Annotated in this window: 16 protein-coding genes; 3 read left to right on the top strand and 13 right to left on the bottom strand. The window is 47.0% G+C overall.

Annotation, left to right across the window (positions count from 1 at the left end; all coding sequences use genetic code 11):
* Window positions 1-11: 11 nt before the first annotated feature.
* From lpoB to hinT, 4 genes are all read right to left on the bottom strand, one after another.
* Window positions 12-602, bottom strand: a complete 591-nt coding sequence (gene lpoB / locus LZU85_RS12970) for a penicillin-binding protein activator LpoB (protein ID WP_011079958.1) — start codon at window positions 600-602, stop codon at window positions 12-14.
* Window positions 603-620: 18 nt separating this feature from the next.
* Window positions 621-1,010: a YcfL family putative periplasmic lipoprotein gene (locus LZU85_RS12965; protein WP_176298606.1), complete on the bottom strand. Its 390-nt coding sequence runs from the start codon at window positions 1,008-1,010 to the stop codon at window positions 621-623.
* A complete protein-coding gene (locus LZU85_RS12960; RefSeq protein WP_176298732.1) occupies window positions 1,010-2,356 on the bottom strand; it encodes a COG3014 family protein in 1,347 nt (448 codons plus the stop codon). The genes LZU85_RS12965 and LZU85_RS12960 overlap by 1 nt, the downstream gene beginning before the upstream one ends.
* Before the next feature lie 113 nt (window positions 2,357-2,469).
* The gene (gene hinT, locus LZU85_RS12955; RefSeq protein ID WP_176298607.1) at window positions 2,470-2,820 is read right to left on the bottom strand and encodes a purine nucleoside phosphoramidase; all 351 of its coding nucleotides are present in this window, start codon (window positions 2,818-2,820) and stop codon (window positions 2,470-2,472) included.
* 235 nt (window positions 2,821-3,055) lie between these two features.
* Between hinT and LZU85_RS12950 the strand changes: the two genes are divergently transcribed.
* Window positions 3,056-5,047: a methyl-accepting chemotaxis protein gene (locus tag LZU85_RS12950; RefSeq protein ID WP_237287229.1), complete on the top strand. Its 1,992-nt coding sequence runs from the start codon at window positions 3,056-3,058 to the stop codon at window positions 5,045-5,047.
* 165 nt (window positions 5,048-5,212) lie between these two features.
* Window positions 5,213-6,373: a DUF1887 family protein gene (locus LZU85_RS12945; protein ID WP_065090198.1), complete on the top strand. Its 1,161-nt coding sequence runs from the start codon at window positions 5,213-5,215 to the stop codon at window positions 6,371-6,373.
* A 109-nt stretch (window positions 6,374-6,482) separates the two neighbouring features.
* Here LZU85_RS12945 and udp read toward each other — a convergent pair whose 3' ends face one another.
* The 3 genes from udp to LZU85_RS12930 form a co-directional block, all read right to left on the bottom strand.
* A complete protein-coding gene (gene udp, locus LZU85_RS12940; protein ID WP_011150849.1) occupies window positions 6,483-7,241 on the bottom strand; it encodes a uridine phosphorylase in 759 nt (252 codons plus the stop codon).
* Between the two features lie 248 nt (window positions 7,242-7,489).
* Complete coding sequence (locus tag LZU85_RS12935; RefSeq protein ID WP_237287228.1) at window positions 7,490-9,805, bottom strand: zinc/cadmium/mercury/lead-transporting ATPase; 2,316 nt, start codon at window positions 9,803-9,805, stop codon at window positions 7,490-7,492.
* A 135-nt stretch (window positions 9,806-9,940) separates the two neighbouring features.
* Window positions 9,941-10,357, bottom strand: coding sequence for a CBS domain-containing protein (locus LZU85_RS12930; protein WP_011079950.1), 417 nt, complete (start codon window positions 10,355-10,357; stop codon window positions 9,941-9,943).
* Between the two features lie 195 nt (window positions 10,358-10,552).
* Here LZU85_RS12930 and LZU85_RS12925 point away from each other — a divergent pair, with 195 nt between their 5' ends.
* Entirely contained in the window at window positions 10,553-11,539 is a 987-nt protein-coding gene (locus LZU85_RS12925) for a sensor domain-containing diguanylate cyclase (protein ID WP_237287227.1), read from the top strand.
* 115 nt (window positions 11,540-11,654) lie between these two features.
* Here the strand turns inward: LZU85_RS12925 and LZU85_RS12920 are convergent, their stop codons facing one another.
* From LZU85_RS12920 to LZU85_RS12895, 6 genes are all read right to left on the bottom strand, one after another.
* Entirely contained in the window at window positions 11,655-13,790 is a 2,136-nt protein-coding gene (locus LZU85_RS12920; RefSeq protein WP_011079948.1) for a lysine decarboxylase CadA, read from the bottom strand.
* Between the two features lie 113 nt (window positions 13,791-13,903).
* Entirely contained in the window at window positions 13,904-15,241 is a 1,338-nt protein-coding gene (gene cadB, locus LZU85_RS12915) for a cadaverine/lysine antiporter (protein ID WP_237287226.1), read from the bottom strand.
* 821 nt (window positions 15,242-16,062) lie between these two features.
* Window positions 16,063-17,643, bottom strand: coding sequence for a lysine decarboxylation/transport transcriptional activator CadC (gene cadC, locus LZU85_RS12910; RefSeq protein WP_176298611.1), 1,581 nt, complete (start codon window positions 17,641-17,643; stop codon window positions 16,063-16,065).
* 210 nt (window positions 17,644-17,853) lie between these two features.
* Window positions 17,854-19,338: an AGE family epimerase/isomerase gene (locus LZU85_RS12905; RefSeq protein WP_206625271.1), complete on the bottom strand. Its 1,485-nt coding sequence runs from the start codon at window positions 19,336-19,338 to the stop codon at window positions 17,854-17,856.
* Window positions 19,339-19,574: 236 nt separating this feature from the next.
* Window positions 19,575-20,375, bottom strand: a complete 801-nt coding sequence (locus LZU85_RS12900) for a GGDEF domain-containing protein (protein ID WP_237287225.1) — start codon at window positions 20,373-20,375, stop codon at window positions 19,575-19,577.
* Window positions 20,376-20,805: 430 nt separating this feature from the next.
* Window positions 20,806-21,429: a magnesium transporter gene (locus LZU85_RS12895; RefSeq protein WP_103201293.1), complete on the bottom strand. Its 624-nt coding sequence runs from the start codon at window positions 21,427-21,429 to the stop codon at window positions 20,806-20,808.
* Window positions 21,430-22,003: the final 574 nt, after the last annotated feature.

Here is a 22,003-nt window from a genome sequence, read left to right as displayed (position 1 = left end):
CCTCACATTGTTTATAGTCCTAACAAGCTCTTAGACTGCTGCTTACGGATTTCAGTTTCATCCGCCCACTCAATTAAACCAGTTTCCAGATCCATCAAGCGCATGGTCATTTTGTAGTATACGTCTTTGTCGCTGCCGTCGTTTTTCACGATGCTCGACAAGTTGCCGTATAGCATGTATTGAGCGCCGACCATTTTACCAAACTGAATCGCGGTAGATTGGTTCACAAGCTCATCATTGTTTTGGAAGTTCAGTTGTTCACGAACCGCTTCTACGCGATCCATGTCGACAAAACGGAACTTACCTGAGTTAAGCATTTTGGTTGAAATGGTGTCGGTGATGGATTCCGTATCAATATGCTCACTGGTTTTGTTTTTAATGCGTTCCACAAACACAATTGGGCGACTGTCGCGCGTAATCGCCGCCACAGAGCCAGACATCATCATGCTATCCACCATTTGACCTGCGATGGTTTGTAAGTCTGTCGAACCAAAGTCGATGGTGGTGGTTTCAGTAGCTTGCGCATCACCATAAGAAACTCGGTTAGAACAACCACCCAGTAAAACAGCTAAGCCTAGTAAGGCGACAACACCTTTATTCATTTTTAGTCCTCACATTTTTTATTCATTTGCTGCACGGATTTGCAAGCGATACTGAGTTCCATTCGGATTTACGGTGACTTCCGAAAGGGTAATAGATTCAAAGCCACGAACAATGGCTTGGCGCCATGGGCCTGGCTTGGTGTTCACTTCCAATCCATTGTCGTCATACCAAGCAAAACGATAGAGGATATTTTGATCCCCTTTGAAATCGCTGGTTAAACGAACGACTGCACGAGCTCTGTCATCCACCTTTGTGGTTGCAATGTCATCCACCAGCAATCTGCCACCAAGTACATTGTCATGGAAGAAGACGTGCTGCGTTTCACCGTCGACTCGCATGCCTGCCGTATTCTCTGCACAGCCTGCTAATCCAAGCAAAACCAGTGCCGAAATTAACCAAGTTCTCATTACAGCCTCCCTAATTGTTTATGCCAAACGGTTTGGTTGTTTCCCTGACGAGAGATCCACACCAAGGTTGTTTGTTTATCCGCGACAGTGAACAAATAATCTTTGTCACCCGATGTCAGCGTTTGTTCCCCAGAACGTAACACGGTTGTCATGACATTCACTTTCGCTGGCAATGTTTGCCAACTGCGCGTGTCTGGTTGCTCAGTCAACGCATTCCAAACGTTGAACAGTAAATTGCCTACGTCATCACCTTGCGCCGCCTCTTTGCGCAGTTGGTCTTTAGCAACAACACGTAAAGCTTGGCGAATCACCATCGATGGCAGGCGTTCACTTAAGTCATACTTCGCCATCTGGTCGACATCCACCAAAAGATGACTCTCCAGAGCTTTTTGATTTAAACGTAGTGGTGCAAAACGCTCACTGTTTTGGCTTGGATAATAAGGCAGCGCGAGAGAATACAGTGCTCCAACACCTCGACTGTCATAAACAGGTAAATCTATCCGCCAGCCTTGTAGCGCTTCAACAACGCCTTGTTCTTCAATAACAATCACGCGGCCTTGTCCACCCTCCAACGTGTCGTTGTGCTTACCATAGTGTTTTTCTAACTTGGCCAAATCTTCACGCATGCCCAGCTTTTTCGCCACCAGCATGGTTCTTTCAATCACCGCAGGGTTATTGGGACTCACCGCCAAGGCTCTGCGGTAGTCAACATAAGCACCATTGAGATCTTTTGAGGCTTCATACAAAAGACCCGAGAGGAAAAACAGATAACCATTTTGCACCGATTGTAAGGTTTTTCCTGCATCAGGGTAGTTCGCCAGCACACTGCCTAAATTGGTCGACATGCCATTTTTTTGCATATCACGCTCAGCCGACTGGAGATCATCTTCACGTACTTTACGCGCGGCTTCCTGAACTTGATTGGCACGACGCATTTCAACCAATGCGCCTTCCAAACTATTCTGCTGGAGGTAGTTCAAACCAAGATACAAATGAAGAAAGCCCAGCTCATAATCCGCTGGCGTATAGTTGTTCAGGTTGTCGTTAACGGCGAGCGAACCAATACTGGTCGCAGTTTGTGACAAGGAAATTTTGGCTAAGTCTTGCCATTCACGTACCGCCACATCGCTCGCTTCTAAGGCTGTTTTACTCTCAGGATAATCCTCAGAAAGAAACGCCACTCGGCCCCTTTCCATATTGTCGAGAATATTACCTGCCATCCCTTCCGTTTGCGCTTCTATGGCTTGTGAATAATGGCCACTTTTTACCGCCTGATAAACAGCACGGTTTTGTTGACTGTAGTGGCTGAAAAGATTACCGGCAGACATATTCGCACACCCTGTCATCAGCAGGGTAAAAACCAGTACACCAACTCGTTTCCGGTATTGCTTCACTGGTCACTCCAAAAAAGTGTTCAATACAAAAACGGCCAGTCCATAACTGGCCGCGCATCTGTCATTTAGCCCAATAGCATTGGACCCAGTGGCTTACCGCCCACTAAATGCATATGGATATGGTAAACCTCTTGGCCACCATGGGCATTGCAGTTGACGATCAAGCGATAACCATCTTCTGCAATACCTTCTTCCTTTGCGAGTTGTTTTGCAACAGTGAACATGCGGCCCATCATCGCTTCGTCATCGACTTCAACATCATTCACTGTTGGAATCAGTTTATTTGGAATAATCAGGATGTGCTTAGGGGCGCGTGGGTTAATGTCACGAAACGCCGTAACCAGTTCGTCTTGAAATAGAATTTGAGCAGGGATTTCCTTGCGAATGATTTTGCTAAAGATAGTTTCTTCGGCCATGTGTACTCCATAACGTCTCAGTTTAACCGCACCAGTATGCGCCAACGTTCACTTCTTCTCAATAAAAAACAGTGTTCAAGTAACATTATCAACAGAACATCCTGCTATAAACTCTTTTTTGTCGCCCTCGCCACAAAATGCTCATCACGATCTCAATACAATGATGTCAATTTTGTTAGTTTTTTGAGACGGCTTCCGTTTCTTTTTTTGTTACACGTGGGAGAGGGCTTAAATTATGCATGGCTCAGTCATTAAAAGGATGTATGCAGGCTTCGCGCTGATCATCGTCTTGTTCGTTGTTACAATCACCATCATGACCAATGGCATGAATCAGATTCATTCCAACTTTGAGACCGTTTCGACAAGCTCATTGCCTCTGGTTTCATTGTCGAATCAAACCAGCGTTGAACTCTTATCCGCCGATAAATCCTTTAAAGATTTTCTCACTACACAAAACCAAGAGCGCATGATGCAGATGCGTGAAGAGTTTAGCAAGTCTCAGACCGAGTTTAACCAGACACTCAGCCGTTTAGAAAATGCCAGCAAGGCATACCCAGCACTCGCAGAGTCGTTAGTTCAGTTGAAAGAAGTTGAAAGCAGCTATTTTGCCGAAGCCAATGAAGCGATGAACAACTACGAAGCGATGTTCACCGCTCAAGCAGAAGTGCAAAAATCGTCACGTCGTTTCCAAAAACTGCACTCTGAGCTGAGCGTTGGCATGAAAGAGTACGTCGATGACCAATCCAGCATATCTGTCAAAGTGATGGCAAAGAGCTATTTCGTCAAACTCAAAGATGCCGAAGTAATCACCTCAGATGCACTGGCGAGTTCAGATCTAGAGTTTGTAAAAAATGCCGTCAACAAAAACAAGAAAGCGGTCACTCATCTGAATTACGCATACCGTGGTCTCACTACCCAACTGCCATCACTAAAAGATGTGTTTAATGCTTCTGTCGAGAAGTTTACGCAAGACGTGGGTCAAAAAGGGGGCGTACTGGATCAACACGCCAGTTACCTTGAAGCCAAAGATGCCTTGTATGGCAACATTGCCAACCTTGCCATCAAAGTTGACTCAGCAATGCGTTTGTTGGAAACCTTCACTACAACGGCAACCGACAATCTCAATACCTCTTTGGTGGAAGCGGGTGAAGTGTACGACCAAGGCTTACTCAAAGCGATTGTGATTGGCATTGCGGTGACCATTTTCGCAGCAGCTGTGGGTTATCATATTGCCCACAGTGTACGCGAGCCGTTAACGCGCATTCTTTCCACCCTTGAAGGCCTTGCTGACGGTGATATGACCCAGCGTATCGATATTCGTTACAACAACGAGTTCAGTCGAGTGAGTGGACACATCAATACGTTAGCCGACAGTTTGCATAATATCTTGGTTAAGCTTAATGATGCAGCAGAAAACCTAACCGACACCGCAGCAAACAATGAGCGCACATCTGGCGATGCACAACATCAACTCAACGTTCAACGCGAGCAGACCGCCAGCGTGGCGACAGCGATGACCGAAATGAGCCACTCCGTTCAAGAAGTGGCCCAGAGCGCACAAGGCTCACTAGAAATGGTGCAAAAAGTGGAAACGGCATCTGAATCTGGCCGTACCATCATGAGCAGCAATATCTCGACCATCAATCAGCTCGAAGCTCGTCTTAACGAATCTGTTTGCGCCGTTTCTGAACTGCAACGAATGAGTGGTCAAATTGGTTCGATACTCGATGTTATTCGCAGTATCGCAGAGCAAACCAACCTACTTGCGCTCAACGCAGCGATCGAAGCGGCTCGCGCTGGTGAACAAGGCAGAGGTTTTGCGGTGGTTGCAGACGAAGTCCGTGTTTTGGCTTCTAAAACGACACAATCAACCACCGAAATCGAATCGATGATCAGCAACTTGCAATCGAGTTCACAATCCGCAAACAGTGTCATTCAAAGCTGTATGAAGGATATGGAAATGTCGGTTGAGCAGGCGTCAAAAGCCAACGGTGCAATGGAAGAAATTCAAGCACTGATTATCGAGATCAGTCAAATGAGCACGCATATCTCTCAAGCAGCTGCGGAGCAGAGTGAAACCTCTACTGCTATCGCTCGTAGTTTGGAAGACATCAATAACATTGCCGACCGCAGTTATCATGCGATGGCAGAAATCGCTTCTACCAGCGAGAACTTATCTAGCTTAGCAAGTCAGCAAACCGAGCTTGTTCACCGCTTCAAGTTGTAAGGTTCAACAGAAAACGGTCACTAGGCCTATAAAGTCATCGGATAAGGGCAACTTTTGACAAAGTTGCCCTTGTTTTTTATGCGCTGTGTCTACATATGAAGATCAGGCGCTTGCACTCTCTTTCACATCCTCATTTTTTGCAAGCCGTACTGAGAAGGAAATGTTATGGCTGTACACGTTGGTATCATTGATCAGGACCCTGTCAGACTGGTGACTCCTCTCCTCGATCTGCGTACCGTCAGCACTCATATCGTGTTTATCGGTGATGAGTCTCAACGCGATATGTATCAAAGACTTCATTCTGTGCTTGCTCAGCGTGATATCACTTCCGAACTGTTTGTCATCCCCTCTGTCGTCGATACTCGTTTGATCAAACAATCTATTCAGGCCTTAGCTGAAGATCTCAAAAGCCGTGGGGAAGATGTCAAACTGAACGCCAGCTGTGGCTTGCGTCATCGCCTTCTTTCTGTTTATGAGGTATTCCGCACTTACCATTGGCCAATTTTTGTGGTTGAACCAAACAGCGACAAACTGTGCTGGCTCTATCCTGATGGCCGTGAAGACACTCAAGTACAAGATCGCATTACCGTTGCTGATTATCTCACTATCTTTGGTGCGCGCGGTGAGTTCAATGAGGTCGAACTGCCACCTCAACTTGACCAAAAATTGCATGAACTCGGCGAGCGTTGGGCCAGTCACGCTTTGGAATTAGGCCCTGGTTTGGCGACTTTAAACTATCTCGCGACCACCTGCCGCAAGGAGCAACGTTTGGATGTCGAACTATCAGACAAACAGCAAGGCTATCGCGAGCTGAACATGCTGCTGGCAGATTTAGTGGAAGCGCAGATCGCCACTTACGAAAACGGCATTCTTAGCTTTGCCAATGAAGACGCTCGTCGTTTCTCCAATGGCGAATGGTTAGAGACTCTGGTTCACAGCACCGTCAAACAGATCCAAGATGATATGCCCACCATTCAAGACCACTCGCTCAATGTTCAGGTCTATCGTCAACTTGGCGAGCGCGAAGTGCGTAATGAGCTTGATGTCGCCTCTGTGGTTAACAATAAACTGCACATCATCGAATGTAAGACGAAGGGCATGCGTGATGACGGCGACGATACGCTTTATAAGCTTGAATCACTGCGTGATCTGCTCGGTGGCCTACAGGCAAGAGCCATGTTGGTGAGCTTCCGTCCACTGCGTCACAACGATATTACCCGTGCAGAGGATCTTGGCTTAGCGCTGATCGGCCCAGATGAATTGAAAGATTTGAAAAAGCATCTCACAGAGTGGTTTGCACAAGCGGGTGGTAGCGACGGGATCTAATTCCCGTCTTGCTTGAAGGGGCTTAAAAGACCAATTGCTTTTTCAACCGACAAACAAAAACCCCGAAGCGATCGCCTCGGGGTTTATTTATTCAATCAGTGTAATGTGATTACAGCATTTTACGCGCAGACTCGACAACCACTTTGATAGAGCGAGCTTCCGTCTCTTTTAGCGTCGCGTGATCTGGGATCTCTTTTTGTGTACGGTTGATGATTACACCCGCAACACAACCCGCGCGTAGGCCAGAGCTTGCACACATGGTCAACAACGTCGCTGATTCCATTTCAAAGTTCAGTACGCCCATCTCCTGCCACTCTTTCATTGAGCCTTGGAAACGGCTCACTACGCGCCCCGTAAAGGTATCGTAACGCTCTTGACCTGGGTAGAAGGTATCACTTGACGCAGTAACACCGGTGTGAACTGTTGCACCACTTTCTAATGCAGCCGCTTTCATTGCCGTTGCCACGTCAAAGTCAGCTACTGCAGGGAACTCCATTGGCGCAAAGTGCAAGCTCGCACCATCAAGACGAACAGAACCTGTCGTGACGATCATGTCACCCACGTTAACATGCGGCTGGATCGCACCCGTGGTACCAACACGTAGGAAAGTACGCACACCCAGTTGAGCCAACTCTTCAACCGCAATAGAAGTAGAAGGACCGCCGATACCCGTTGAACAAACAACCACTGGTTTGCCATCTAGCTCTGCACGGTACAAGGTGTACTCACGATGGCTAGCTAGAAATACTGGGTTTTCCATTTCTTCAGCAATTTTTTGTACACGCGCAGGATCACCTGGGATGATCGCTAGCGTTGCACCGTTAAGATCTGCTTCAGTAACACCTAAGTGGAAAACAGCTTGAGACATAAGTCACTCCTTATTGCGGCTTACTTGAAAATAAGCTCAGATAAATTTGTAGGGGTCTAAAAATGCACTTTACTCAACCTCCTCACAACTTGGAGTGATCACCATCACAATAGGTAAATGTAACAAATATTTATTACTTGGAAAAACCGGTTTACATCACACTTTAAATGCAATCAAAAGCTTAATTGCATAAGGTGTCACAACAAAAAGCCCGCATCGTAAATACAGGCTTTATAGATTCACACTGTCTAGTATTCATTTGAGGAACGGAATCGTAACAATCGCAATGCGTTTAGTGTGACCAATGCCGTTGCGCCACTGTCCGCTAATACCGCCACCCATAGCCCGGTGATGCCAAGCAAGCTGGTGACAAGAAACACCCCTTTTAGACCCAATGACAAGGCGACATTTTGACGGATGATGCTCATTGTTGCGCGTGAGAGCTCTATCATGCTTGGCAACTCAACCAAGCGATTATGCGTCAGCGCAGCATCCGCCGTTTCAAGGGCGACGTCGGTTCCTCCGCCCATGGCGATACCAATACTCGCCGCTTTCATGGCAGGCGCATCGTTGATGCCATCTCCGACCATGGCAACGGTTTTGCTTGCGGCAAACTGCTCCACATAGTGCACTTTGTCTGCTGGCAATAAACTCGCTTGGTAATCAATGCCAATCTGCTGAGCGATGGCTTGAGCACTGCGAGGATTATCACCTGTCAACATCACCGCAGAAACGCCCAGTTTACCCAGCGCGACCACCGCTTGAGCTGCGTCTTTGCGCAATGTATCTTGCCATGCGATGAGCCCGATGGCTTCACTATCATGACGCACAATCACCACGGTTTTCCCTTGCCCTTCTAAGCGGACAATTTCTCTTTCTAATTGCAAGGAGAGTGCAAATTGGGCTCGTGAAGGGGCCACCAGCTCCACGCTTTTACCATCGACGAAACCGGAAACGCCCGCCCCGACTTGAGCCATTTTGTCCGTTGCTTCCGCAATGGCGTAACCCAAACTCTCGGTGTGATTAACCAGCGCAACCGCTAAAGGGTGACTCGAACCCACTTCCACCGCTGCGCTCAAACTCAACATAGTTTCATCGTCATAGAGGAATGACACCACATCAGTCACTTGCGGTTTGCCTTGTGTGAGCGTGCCGGTTTTATCAAAGGCAACCGCTTCGACTTTACCAAGCTGTTCTAACGCCGCGCCACCTTTGATCAAGGCGCCACGTTTGGCTGCCGCCGCAAGGCCAGAAGTAATTGCTGCCGGCGTTGAGATCACCAAAGCACAAGGACAAGCAATCAGTAGTAAAGCCAAACCGCGATATACCCACGTTTCCCAAGGCTGGGCGAAGAGCATTGGCGGTACGACGATCACGGCCAACGACACCAACATCATTAATGGTGTGTACCAGCGGCTGAATTTGTCTAAGAAACGCTCCAGTGGTGCTTTGCGCGATTCCGCCTCTTCGATGAGATGCAAAATACGATCGATCGCATTTTCACCTTGTTTTGAGGTGACTTCGATTCGCACGACTTTATCGACAGCCACCACACCCGCCATCAGCTTCGCGCCAGAGGTATGCTCTGCGGGTACCGATTCTCCCGTCAAGGCACTTTCATCAAAACTGGCCGTCGGCGTAAGGAGCAGGCCATCCGCAGGCAAACGAGAACCGGGCGCAATTTCAACCACATCACCTGGCATTAACTCACTTGCCGCCACTTCTACTCGTTGACCATCGACAATTTTAATGCTGTTTTCCGGCACTAAGGCCATTAACGCTTGAACGCCACTTCTTGCTCTTGAGGCGGCGTACGCTTCCAATTTCTCACCAATTAAAAACAGCAGTAAAACCATGGCCGCTTCCACGCTTTCACCAAGATAAAGTGCACCAATGGCCGCCACGCTCATCAGCGTCTCAATGGCGAAAGGGGTTCCGCTGCGAGCAAGGCGCACGGCTTTCTTCGCCACAGGGTATAAACCCGCCAAACAGGTTAGAACAAATAAACCATTACTTAACGGTTCGGAAACCGTCGCCAATAGAGCGGCGATAGCCATGGAAAAGGCAATGGCTAAAATGTGCCAGTTGGCGTAAACAAAACCGAGCCAACCTTGAGGTTGAGGCGCCGTAGTTGCCTTCGCTGCCGATGAGCCAACGAGCGTGATTGGAAAACCTGTTTTTGCCGCGACTTGTTCAATCTCTGCCATTAATGACGTAGAAGCGAAATCCACCACCAACTTCTCGGTGGCAAACAACACTTTCGCCTGCTGAACTCCGGCCACACCCAAGACGGCTTTTTCCAATTTCTGAGCACAAGACGGGCAATCCATACCGGAGATGAGCCAACTTTGTCGCTCCGACACGCTTTGAGCTAAGGGTGCCTCTCGCCGCTCACTCTCTTCATTCGGATCTGAGCTTGAGCACGCATCTGAGCTGCAACAACTGTCTGCTACCGATGAAATTGCGGTCATTTTGCTAGCCGCTAAGCTCGGGCTGCAGCACGATACCGCAGCAGGTTTGGCAATGATTTTATTTGACTGGCAAGCTGTATGTTTTGAGCACATAACATTTTCCTTATTGGTGAGTACGGCGTCAGCATAAACCTTAGAGTCAGCTCCAAGGTCAAGCGTTATTTCACTCGGCAAGGAATCGGCAATAAAATTAAGCCCTCGTTAGAGGGCTCATCGTAATAAGGAAGGTTAAACGGGATGTTTGAAACAATCGTCGAGACTTTGCCCAATCGCTTTTAACACATCGCGACGGGTGATCACCCCGACCAATTTTTTGTTGTCGACCACCGGGTACATTTTCGGTTTGCCGACTTTCATCATGTCGGCAAGTTCGATGATCGACATATCGGACGAAACCGATAACACATCACTGTGCATGCACTCACCAACGGTGTACGAATCTTGGCAGTGATAACTGGCCTTCACCAATTTATCCAGCAAGTCTTGCTCTGAAAGGAAACCTATCACTTCTTCTTTTTCATTGATCACCGGACCACCCATGACCACGCTTTTCATGACTTTGTTCAATGCGGCACTTAAAGACATGTCAACTGTGAAGGTGACGGCTTGTAGGGTCATGTAATCTTTTACTTTGAGTGAGTTCATCGCGTGCTCCTTTGCGGTGTCATTTTGCCCTTTCTTTAAGTGTCGTCTAATTTCTTGTTTTTACTAAATAGGAATCGGCAATTTTCTTTATTGGCCTCACCTATCAATGAATAGATCGAGCTTGTACTACAAATAAGACAAATATTTTGTTCCCCGTCACGCGGCGCTCACGCTATTGAGCTATAAGTTAATGAAATGGTAGGAGTACGCTGCATGGTAGAACAGTCCATTTTTTCGCGTGTTATCGCCAACAACCCGGCGGTCATTCACCACATTTTTGATGCGCTTCCTGAACCAACCTTTTTGATCAATGGCGATGGCTATTACATTGAGGCTTGGGGTGGCACCGACACTTCTCGTCACCACGATCCAGCCAATGTGATTGGCTTAAATCAGTTCGAAGTGCTCCCTCACGATAAAGCTCGATGGTTTTCTGACGTGATCACGCAAGTGATCGAATCCCAAGCTCCACAAGAGTTGGAATATGCGCTGCATCCGAAAGATCTCAACTGTTTTGAAGGTGTCGCGGGGCCGACTGAGTTGCAATATTTTAGTGCCTTTGTCATTCCGGTATTTGGAGAAAACAAGGTGCTGTGGACCGTGCGAAACATCACTGAATACAAAACGGCGCTGCAAAAACTGGAACGGCAACAACTGGAGTTGGAGAAACTCTCCTGCCTTGATCATTTAACTCAACTCTACAATCGCTATGCGCTTGAAGTGCACCTTCCTAGCGCCATTGCCAATACCGCACAATCTGGCAAAAGTGCCGCGCTCTTTATGGTTGATATTGATTGTTTTAAAGATCTCAACGACACCTATGGTCATCTTACTGGCGACAAAGCATTACGCATGGTCTCGCTGGCGCTAAAACACTGGAGTGGTCACAATGGCATTTGCTTTCGTTATGGCGGCGATGAGTTCTTGGTTTTCATCCAAGATATTTCGCAAGAGGAATGCCAGTCTAGGGCGCATTCACTGCAACAGTCGATTCAGAAACTGGCCATTCCTAATCAACATTCTCATGTGGCCGACACCTTAACCCTCACCATCGGCATTCAGTTTTACCCCAGCCTAACGAGCGATAGCCAAGATCTCGAACAGTTTATTTCCAAAGCGGATAAAGCGCTGTTTTACGCCAAAAACACCCAACGTGGCACTGTTCACTTTCTCTCTCATTAATCGTTGGGATCTGCCGAGCAAAAAAAAAAGAGAGCCATTTGTTTGGCTCTCTTTGGGTCACGCGTCTATTGGGGTAGTCACGTTGCGTTAAATCATTGACCTGATTTCAGGCAAATCAGTCTTTCAGTACTTTTACGGTGTAACGGCCATCTTTTTGGCGGTATAGGCCGTGGATGTCGGTCTCGAAGCCTGGGTAATGCGCGCCGATTTCACACAACATTTCCAAGAAATCCAGTACTGGACGAGAGCTTTCTGTCACCACTTCACCTGGTAGCACTAGAGGCACACCTGGAGGGTAAGGAAGGATCATGTTGGCACTGACACGGCCCACCATATCATTCAGCAAGATCTCTTCGGTTTGACCACGAAGCTCTTGTTGCCAAGCTGCGTGTGGCGTGACTTTCATCTCTGGTAGCACATCGAACGCTTTGTACATCAATTCTGGTAGACGGTACTTACGAGTCAGATCGTGAATGCCTTGTGCCAGCTCTTGAATACGCATGCCTTCGTAGAACGCTGGATCTTCACGGTACAGCGCAGGCAGCATGGTGCGAATCGTTAGGTTCAGATCGTAACCACGTTTGAACTCAGTCAAACCACGTAGCAATTGCATTGCTTTTGATTTATCGATACCAATTGAGAACAAGAACAACAAGTTGTAAGGGCCTGTTTTCTCTACCACAATGCCACGTTCATCAAGGTATTTCGCCACCAATGAAGCAGGAATACCACTGGTTTCCAATTCACCATCTTTGCTCATTCCAGGAGTCAGCAAGGTGATTTTGATTGGGTCAAGATACATGTGGTCATCGTCCATGTTCTTGAAGCCATGCCAGTCTTGGTTAGGGTCAAGTTTCCAGCATTCGGTTGTCTCAATATTCTCTGGTTGCCAAACATCGAAGAACCAACCGTCACTTTCACCTTTTAAGCGTTTGATCTCTTTACGGAAACGAATCGCACGATCGATTGAATCTTGCATCAACTTACGACCCGTGTTGCCACGCATCATTGCCGCCGCGGTTTCTGTTGATGCCACAATGCCGTATTGAGGCGAGGTGGAGGTGTGCATCATAAAGGCTTCGTTGAACGACTCACGGTCAAATTCACCTTTTACGTGAATCATTGACGCTTGCGAGAACGCCGCCAACAGTTTGTGAGTGGACTGTGTTTCGTAGAACACTTTGCCTGGCATCGCTTCGCCACTCATGCCGCATTTGCCTTCGTAAATACGGTTGAAGTTAGTGTAAGGCACCCACGCACTATCAAAGTGGATGTGTTTACAGTCGAGAGACTCTTTGATGAATTGTGTGTTGTACAACAAACCATCGTAAGTTGAGTTGGTGATTACTGCATAGCTTGGCGCGCTCGCACCTGGTGTTTTAGCGACTTTCTCAGCAATCACTTCACGGCTGAATTCACTTTGTGGAATACCACCAAGAATGCCGTAAGCGTTACGGGTTGGACGGAAGTAAATGGGTGTTACGTCCGTCATCATCATTAGGTGAGTCAATGATTTATGACAGTTACGGTCAACCAATACCGTGCTGCCCGCTGGCGCTGAGAACATACCGACAATTTTGTTTGATGTCGAAGTACCGTTCGTCACGATGTACGATGCGTCAGCGTTGAACGTACGCGCAATGTACTCTTCCGCTTCTTTGTGTGGACCTGAATGGTCAAGCAGTGAGCCTAGCTCTGGCATCGAAATCGACACGTCCGCTTTGAAAGTATTTGGACCGTAGAAATCGTAGAAAATGCTGCCGACTGGGCTTTTTTGAAAAGCCGTACCACCCATGTGACCTGGAGTACAGAAGGTGTATTTGCCTTCTTCCACGTATTTAAACAGCGCTTTGGTGAATGGCGGTGTAATTGCGTCTTTGTATTCTTGTGTCGCTTGGTTGATCTTGATGGCGATGTCGTCCGCCATGCCCAAAGCGTATTCAAAGAAATGCACGTTTAGGCGTAGATCGGTAAGCGAAATATCCAGCGTTGATTGCTCGTTAGCAAACGCGTGTACTGGCAGTTTTTCGTTGATTTGGCTAATACGCTCACAAAGCTCAAGCGAGTATTTATCCCAGTCAAACAGCACACCACAAATGCGTGGGTTCATTTCGATCATCTTGATCAAATCTTTGTCATCCACTGGATAAACAACTTCATAACCGGCTTTTTCAAGTGCTGCATGCAATTGGCGAACTGGCTCTTCTTTGAAGAACACACCCATGTGGTTCAAGATAGCGAAAATATTCATTTGGACATCTCCAAGACGAAAAAGGGCGCTCTCTGTGATTAGTCACAGTGAGTAAGACGAGCGCCGTGATGAAATTAGGAAACGCTGGCGTGGCAGTCCGCCAGCGGAATCAATCAGTGTTGAGCCGAAGCTTCTTCAGGATGGGCAGCCATGTATTGTGCCAAGCCTGTTTTCTTGCTGTAGAACATCAAGATGATGAGAGACATGATGAAAGTTGCGGTGAGGGTTGAACCTTCTGCACCTGCTAGGGCAACCATACAGAACAAGCTAGCAATGCCCGAGAACAACATCACGAATGTATTGCGAGTTGTCATACCTTCGAAGCGAATCAAGTTAATGCTTGAGTAGAAGTAAGGCAGCATGGTGAGTAGTACTGCGTCAGTGGTTAATTGGTTAAACATGTCTGAAGCGTGCGCGGTTTCTGAGCTAAAGAACATCAGTACCAACATCAACATCGTCATCATGCTAGACGCGATAACCAAACCTTTCTTAGGCACGCCGTTTTTGTCGGTTTCGCCAAACACTTTAGGGAAGTTACCGTCGTTTGCGGCACGTTTACCCGCTTCGCTCACCAACATCATCCAAGAACCAAGAGAGGTGAAACACGCCAACGCAGTAAACGCAGAGACAAATGGCGCAGTCCAGCTACCGAACAGTTCAGTGGTCGCCAACGCAAATGGTGCACCTGATGCAGCCACTTCAGAAGCTGGGAACATACCGCTGATCATTTGAGTAGACAGCACGTAAATCACACCAGCAATCGCAGTACCTAGCATAGTCGCAAGTGGTACTGTGCGTTTTGGGTTCTCAACCATACCTGATGATACCGCCGCAGATTCCACACCCACGAAAGACCAAAGACAGATAAGTACCGCAGTGATGATCGCATGGCCATCGCTACCTGCAGAAACGTTCCAGTTTTGGCTGTAAATAGCGCTGTCGAAGTGCGTCCAACCAAAGAGCGCTGTACCTAATACTGGAACCAAAATCAGTACCAAACCAACGGTACAGAGTCGGCTTACCCAGCTACCACCGAGCAAGTTAACCAGCGTGAACACCCAAACAGAAGCGATGGTCGCAAGGCCTGCTGGAATTGGGTCATTCAGTACTGGGAAGAAAACCGATAGGTAAGAAACACCGGTAATGGCAATGGCTAAGTTGCCAATCCAGTTCGCGTGGTAGTAAAGCACGCCCGTTTGGAAACCAAACACTGGTGACACCTCACCTGCATACGCAATAGGGCCACCCTCTTGAGGGTTTTTGGTTGCCAAACGAGCAAACACGAATGCCAGGCTCAATGCACCAACAATACAAATCGCCCAACTAAAAATAGAGATAGAACCTACACTCGCCAGTGTAGAAGGAAGTAAGGCAATACCACTGCCCATCATGTTACCAGCCACGACACCTGTACAGGCAATTAGGCCGATTTTATTAGTATTAGATGACATAACATCTCCAACTCGATTCAACTTAAGTTACAAAACTCAAACGAATAAATAACCGCAACGCGAAGCAACCTTGTCGCTGCTCTTTTGATGTTATTAACGCGATAGAGAGAAAACTTTCTCCGTGACCTCGTTAATGTTCGAAGTGGAGATTACGCCCAAAGCAGATAAAAAAAATAAACTTACGATTATCAATAAAATGATGAGACAAAAATGAGTTTCTTGATATCAAGGTGATAAACACCCAGCATATAAACCAACGTTTTCAGATAGTTAAGAAAAAACCTAAAAACATAAACTCATGGCAATAAAATTATCAACCCGCTCTTTCATTAGCCATCAAGTACATCAACTTGCCATTAAGGGGGAAGTTGATAATGCGTTGATATCGAATTTATCCAAGCCGAAATGCGAGGAAGCGAGGAAGCTAGGAAGCTAGGAAGCTAGGAAGCTAGGAAAAGAGTAAAAGAGTAAAAGAGTAAAAGAGTAAAAGAGTAAAAGAGTAAAAGAATAAAAGAATAAGAGAATAAGAGAATAAGAGAATAAGAGAATATACCCAAACTACTTGGAGTTGCAGGTAGGCGGCAAGTGAGGTCATCCCCATGAACATAGACAGACTATGTGATTGGGCCGGGCTGGCGTGCCAGTGAACGAGCGTAGCCAACACCGCTGCAGCTTCAAGTAGGAAGGGTATAGACGATGGAACAAGACGTGCAACTCACAATGAGGTTCACACACAAAGAAGGGAAAGATAAGAAAATGAACCGCTCTCAGACGCAGCGATGTCTGAGAGCAAAGGTCAAAGGCAAACCCAAACTGGGTCGTTACATCAAACGCACCACCGAAGGATGCACTGAGCGATACATGGCGTAATCAATCGATTTTAGATTCGATTGAAATACCAGCCTCTCACACAACAAATAGGTTTCTAGTGATGTGTCCATATAAAAAGCTTCGCTGTAACCATCACTGGCACCATCAAGATCACCACGCAGTTCAGCGTGTTTTCCTTGCAGTACATATGAGAGCACCGACTCACGCAATTGCTGCGCTTTGGCTAAATACCGCTCAGCCGAGGGCAGATCTTCATCCACTGTCGCTTGCAGCGCTAACGCTTCGTAAATTCTAGGTTGAACCACTGCGTCCAGTGCTTCACTGGCGCTTTGCAATTTGCTGCTCAGCAATAAAATGCGTTCTTGGTTTAGCGTCGGCATGTCCGACAAGGCTTGCTGAACATGGTAAGCAATCAAGAGCTCCGCCTGAACATAATGATTGTTCGGCTCTAAGTTAAGCACCTGTTCAAGCAAATCAATCCCCTTTTGTACCTGCTGCTGATCAGAGAGATTGAGGTAGTGATTCGCTCGCACATACAAGGCCAACGCCGCTGGCTGCTGAGGAAAATCCACCAGCAAGATTTGCGCTTGTTGCTCTGCGTTTGGCAAACGTAACGCCTGCATAATATCGACTTCCGCTCGGTGCAAAACCGACGAAAGATGCGATGTATCCAACGGGTATTGGCGGCTAAACAACACCGCGCCCGAGGAGTTGTTTTTTAACTCCAGTTCAATAAAGGCGTGACCTTCTTTATCGCTCACTCGAACCATGATCGATTTACCGGGCAAAATGCCAGACGTAAACGCGGTTTTACTCAACATCACGCGATAGTCGGTCACTTGAGTGATGTCGGCCATCAGCTTCTGTGCAATACCATCGGCCAGATCGTGGCTTAACGCTTGGGCGTGATAGTCATCTTGAAACATGAATTCAATCAGATGAGTATCCACGACTTGCGTAATGCGCACTTGTGATTGTTTGATGGTAAAAAAGCCCATCGCAATGATCACCAAACCAATCCACAGCGCATTGAATGCGTTCACACGCCAACGAGAGATATTGGGTCGATTCGGCTTTTTCTGTTGCTGACTTTGGCACATGGCGCGTGTGAGTGGCCCTGCTGGAAAAACCATTTCATTTGCGCTGGGGGCTTCGGCTGCTAGCACCGCGGTCAATGGCTCGGTCATTGCCGGCTCCAACAACTCAACCTCGGCAGGTTCTGCCTGACGCAACAAATAAGGATTGGCCGTTAAACGCTCAACATTGGCCACCAGCTTGTAACCGCGCTTTGGTACGGTCACCACATAGCTGAGATTTTCTTCTCGCCCATCGCGCAGTAATTTGCGGAGCTCAAAAATGGATTGCGTTACCACTTGGTCGGTAACAATGGCCCCATCCCAAACGTGCTGGATCAGTTCCTCGCGACCAAACACCTCTCCAACGTGTTCAGCAAGGAAATGCAGTAAATTTATTAGACGTGGCTCGACGGAGACTTCCCTATCTTGTCGATACAGCTTGTTCTCATCAATGCACAAAACCCAGTCATTGATTTGAAAATAGATTCCAATCATAGAACGCTCTTTGTATCAGGCAGATAGCATTGGATACAGAGAGGTTCTCTCACCCAATGAGGGCGAGATTATAAGCCCGTTACGCCTGTTCACCTAAGAATGATAGCCGCGAAAAACGTAAACTAAGTTTCGCGGTTTAATCAGGCGAAAAAGCGACGTAGCGCAAAGACGGTAAGAGAAAAGGCTTAGCGGTTGCTAAGCCTAAAACGATTACGGCCGAACGTTGCTAAACGTCACTTTGATTTTCGGCGCCGCGCTATTGGATGATATAGATTCAACGCTGACGGCATCCCCTGAAAAATAGTAAGGGTTCAAGTTATCAGCCTTCTGCGCGGACATCGCGTAATACAAAATGGCGGGCTGCTTTGCTAAAGCTTGGCTTGCAACATACCCAACGAGTGCATGTTCAAATTGATGATAAGCATTGCCCCAATGAAACGCTTTGGTACTTTGCGGGTCTAGCCCAACGCCACCGTGTTTTGGATCCACCCAAATTTGCAGGTAACTCGGTAAGGTGTAATACAACACTGGCTTTGGCTTACCCTCCAGCATCGACACCGTGAGCGCAGCTTGATCTAACTCTGCCCATTCCCACGAGGAAATACCATTGCTGTCAGGTCGGCCACGCCAAGTAGAGATGTCATGCCCTTGCCAACGCGCTTTCAAATCGTCAGGAATCCAGGCTTCAATATCAGGCCAATAAGGAACGTACTCCGCGCGCTGCAAGGTCACTTGCATACCTTGTTTACCGAACGCCTGCCAATCAGATCGGTTCAGTTTTTCACCAGCCAGATACGTCATCCAATACGCTTTAATGGTGTGACCGAAGTCATTGTGTTTCGCTTCTTGCATCATCATCGCTTTGTGATGAATCGCCCCATAAAAACGTTGTTCCTCTTTGGAGTGGTACTGGTTAACCATAATGTCGGTTAACCAAGCAAGATCCTTCAACCAGCGCGTTTTGTGCGGCTCTGGCAGTAAAGGGGCCACCAACAATAAGTAGCCATTAATTTGGTCAAGCTGCGCCACCAACTCACGTTGTTTGGTACTTTGCTCATCACCATCGGCCAGCACCCAAGCCAGACCTTGCCCATCTGACAATCGGTATTGGTCAAAAATAAACCGCTGCTGCTCTACTAATACAGCTTGCAATTGTTCATCGCGGGTTAGGTAATAAAGCATCGCCAAACCCACCAAAGCATACGCTTGATCTTGCGATGTACGTTGCTGCCACGCCAAGCCTGGTTTGCCTTGCTCGGTATAGCTGACAAAACCGCCATGCTCTTGGTCTCGCAAATGGCGAATCAGATAGTCAGCCCCTTGCTTGGCCAGTTTTAGCGCTTCAGTATCGCCCGTAAGATGGTACAGCACGCTATAACCATAGATCTGTCGCGATTTCATTCGCGTGTAGTCCCTTGTAAAGTAGGGAGAAATCCAACTTCGATCTAACTCCGGACAAACACTGTCCCGCTTTAATACCGAGCCATCATCACAGCGAAAGGTGGGGAAATTGCCCACAGGCACACCCTGCGCGCTTTCCATCATCCAATAAGGCGCGAGCCCCTGCGCGGCATGCGTTAGCCATTCCTCACCACTGGGCAAAGAAAGAGGCTGAGAGTCAGCGTAAACACTTGATGTATTCACCACAAGGCAAAGCGCAAAAGAAAATTTGGACAACACTTTGTTTTTAATCATTTTTATTACTCAACAACTGAACGAGAGCTGACTATAGCCAAGACCGCCTGCACATATCATTGCCGTTGTCACACTCTGGCATGCTCAGTAAATACAAGACAAAAAAAGCCCAGCCGATATGGGCTGGGCTGATCTTCAAAAGAGTGATTCAGAATGACATCAAACAATAAACTTATTCAACAGGGCATCTTGCTGTCGCACGTACACCGTTTGCTGCGCAGAAGCAATTTTCAGGCTCATACCGGCAATGCGTAAGAGGTATCAAACTTAAAGCAGTCTTTACCGGCTTTTTTAGCGAGATAGAGCGCCTCATCGGCTCGACGGAATACTCTTTTATAATCTTCACAACCTAGATAGGCACAACCACAGCTAAACGTCACCGGTGCATCTAAACCACAATCCAACGATTTAACGTCTTGCTGTAGCTCATTAATTTTTCTCACCAAATCGTTTTTCTCTTGTGTATAAAACGCAATAAGAAACTCCTCGCCTCCCCAACGACATGCAACGCCATCTTGACCAACCTTAGTTTGTATTTGTCTTGCCACCTTTTGCAGAACATCGTCACCTTTATCATGACCATAGGTGTCATTGATCAACTTGAAATTATCAATATCCAAAACCACTATCCAACGTACATCATCAGAATTGATGATCTTCTCTTCTAGATAGTAACGATTGGGAAGTTGAGTCAGTGCATCGGTCACCGACAAATGCTGCAACTTTGAGTTGGAAAGCTTCAATAACGTCATCACTCGACGGCGGCCAGAATCGTAAAAATAGGATATTGCCGAGAGTAAGAAGTAAATCGTCGTTAAATGCATCAACCTGTAAGTTTCGGCAGTTCCCAAAACCCATCCCGTTGAATTAATGTTGCAAATATACAAAATAACGAAAAAATTGACTGCGGCAACAATGGAGCCAACTCGATAACCCAACACAAATATCGCAAAAACAGGCACAACCAACGTAAATGCAATCGCCAATATTTCATTGTTGTGCCCGTTAGTGTTTGCGATATATAGCAAGCTAGACATAACCACTATCATCACCGAAAGCCACTTCGATGCCATGGCATTTTTGTTCTCTTTTAGTAACCAAACGCCGATGAAATTTACGCACGCCGAAAAACTTCCTAGCACAAGCATGAATGAAGAAGCTTTCATCAGGGTGTTGTGAACAAGAAAAAATAGAAAGCTAGCGCAAAGCAACAGATGAGCAATCAGTACAAAAGAGCTTTCTCTAAATTCTTCATGCTCTCGATTCAAAGCAAGCCACGTTTCTACTTTTTCAATAACCACTTTTCACATTCCGTTTCAAACACATTTGGCGACCACAAGCCATGCACCAATTCTATATAACAAGACACTTTCAAACCATATAATTGATACTTCTATGTACAAGCAGTGTGACAACAGAATCTAAACCTCTCCTTGTGATTACGTGCCTAGGTTATTGCTATATCATTTATAGCTCCAGAAGTACGCTTGCCACAGAGAAATAGATCATCACCCCAATCGCATCGGCAATGGTCGTGATCAATGGCGCGCTTGCAGAAGCGGGATCGAATCGAAGTTTGCTGAGCAAAAACGGCAGCAACATGCCCACAACAGAGCCAACAATCACCACAATCTGCATGGTGATCGCCACCACAAGAGCGATGTGATAGCCCCCTCTCACAAAGCCCAGCAGTGACACCGCGCCAGCCATGGTGATACCAAGAAGAGCGGCGATGCAAAGCTCTTTACTGAGCATTTTCGCCCAATCTTTCGCCATCACTTCTCCTGTCGCTAGCGCACGTACCATTAAAGTGGCCGATTGCGAACCCGCATTACCGCCACTGTCGATAAGTAAGGGTAAGAAAAACACGAGTGCCACATGGCTTTGGATGATCTCCTCAAAATAAGCAATCCCAGCGCCTGAAAAAACATTGCCGAAAACCAGCAGCACCAACCAGAAAACACGCTTGCGATACATCATCGAAATAGACGCATCTTTTAAGTTAGTGTGAGTATCGATGTGAACAGCGTGACCGCCACAAACGCCTTGTGCGTTCGCGTTATCGATTTTTTGTGTCTGTAATAGAGTCATGGTTATCTCTCCTGAGTATCGCTCAGGACAAAGAAACCCACGCAGCCACCTCCGCCCTTTGATTGGACGAAAAGTTGTACGTATGACATGTCGTCGCTTATTGCTCTAGATGCGACAAAGCATTTAAGGCAAATCAATAAGCGTATCGTTCCTGCGGCAAACGGCCGAAGGCATATATCAATAAAGAGATGGTATTAACGAGGAAAAGCAGTATTCGCTTATGCCAATGGGTATCGACTACCCAGCACAAGCTAACAGTGTAGATTGGCAGGCTAGCAGAAAACCGTTGGCATTTTCGAAGGCTCGAAAAAACCATTTTGTGATATTCGACTACTCGACGAGTCCATAGGTTTCTGTTGTACCTCAATAAATGAAAAGGAAACGATGAGTGCTGCCCATCGCGCTATAAAAACGAGCGGCATGCTATTTTTTGGACGCGGTAAAGTCAATATGAGCTGGCCGCTTTGACACCATCGTGACATGACTGACAAAGCCCGGACAATCCAAATGAAGGGAAAAATGACCAAAACGAAAAAGCCCCAGCACCATGAGATGCTGAGGCCTTAGAATAAAT

Origin of the sequence: Vibrio floridensis, assembly GCF_021852965.1 — a bacterium.
Classification (GTDB): Bacteria; Pseudomonadota; Gammaproteobacteria; order Enterobacterales; family Vibrionaceae; genus Vibrio; species Vibrio floridensis.
Note: the sequence above shows the minus strand (reverse complement) of the source record. Positions and strands in the feature narration are given on the sequence as shown.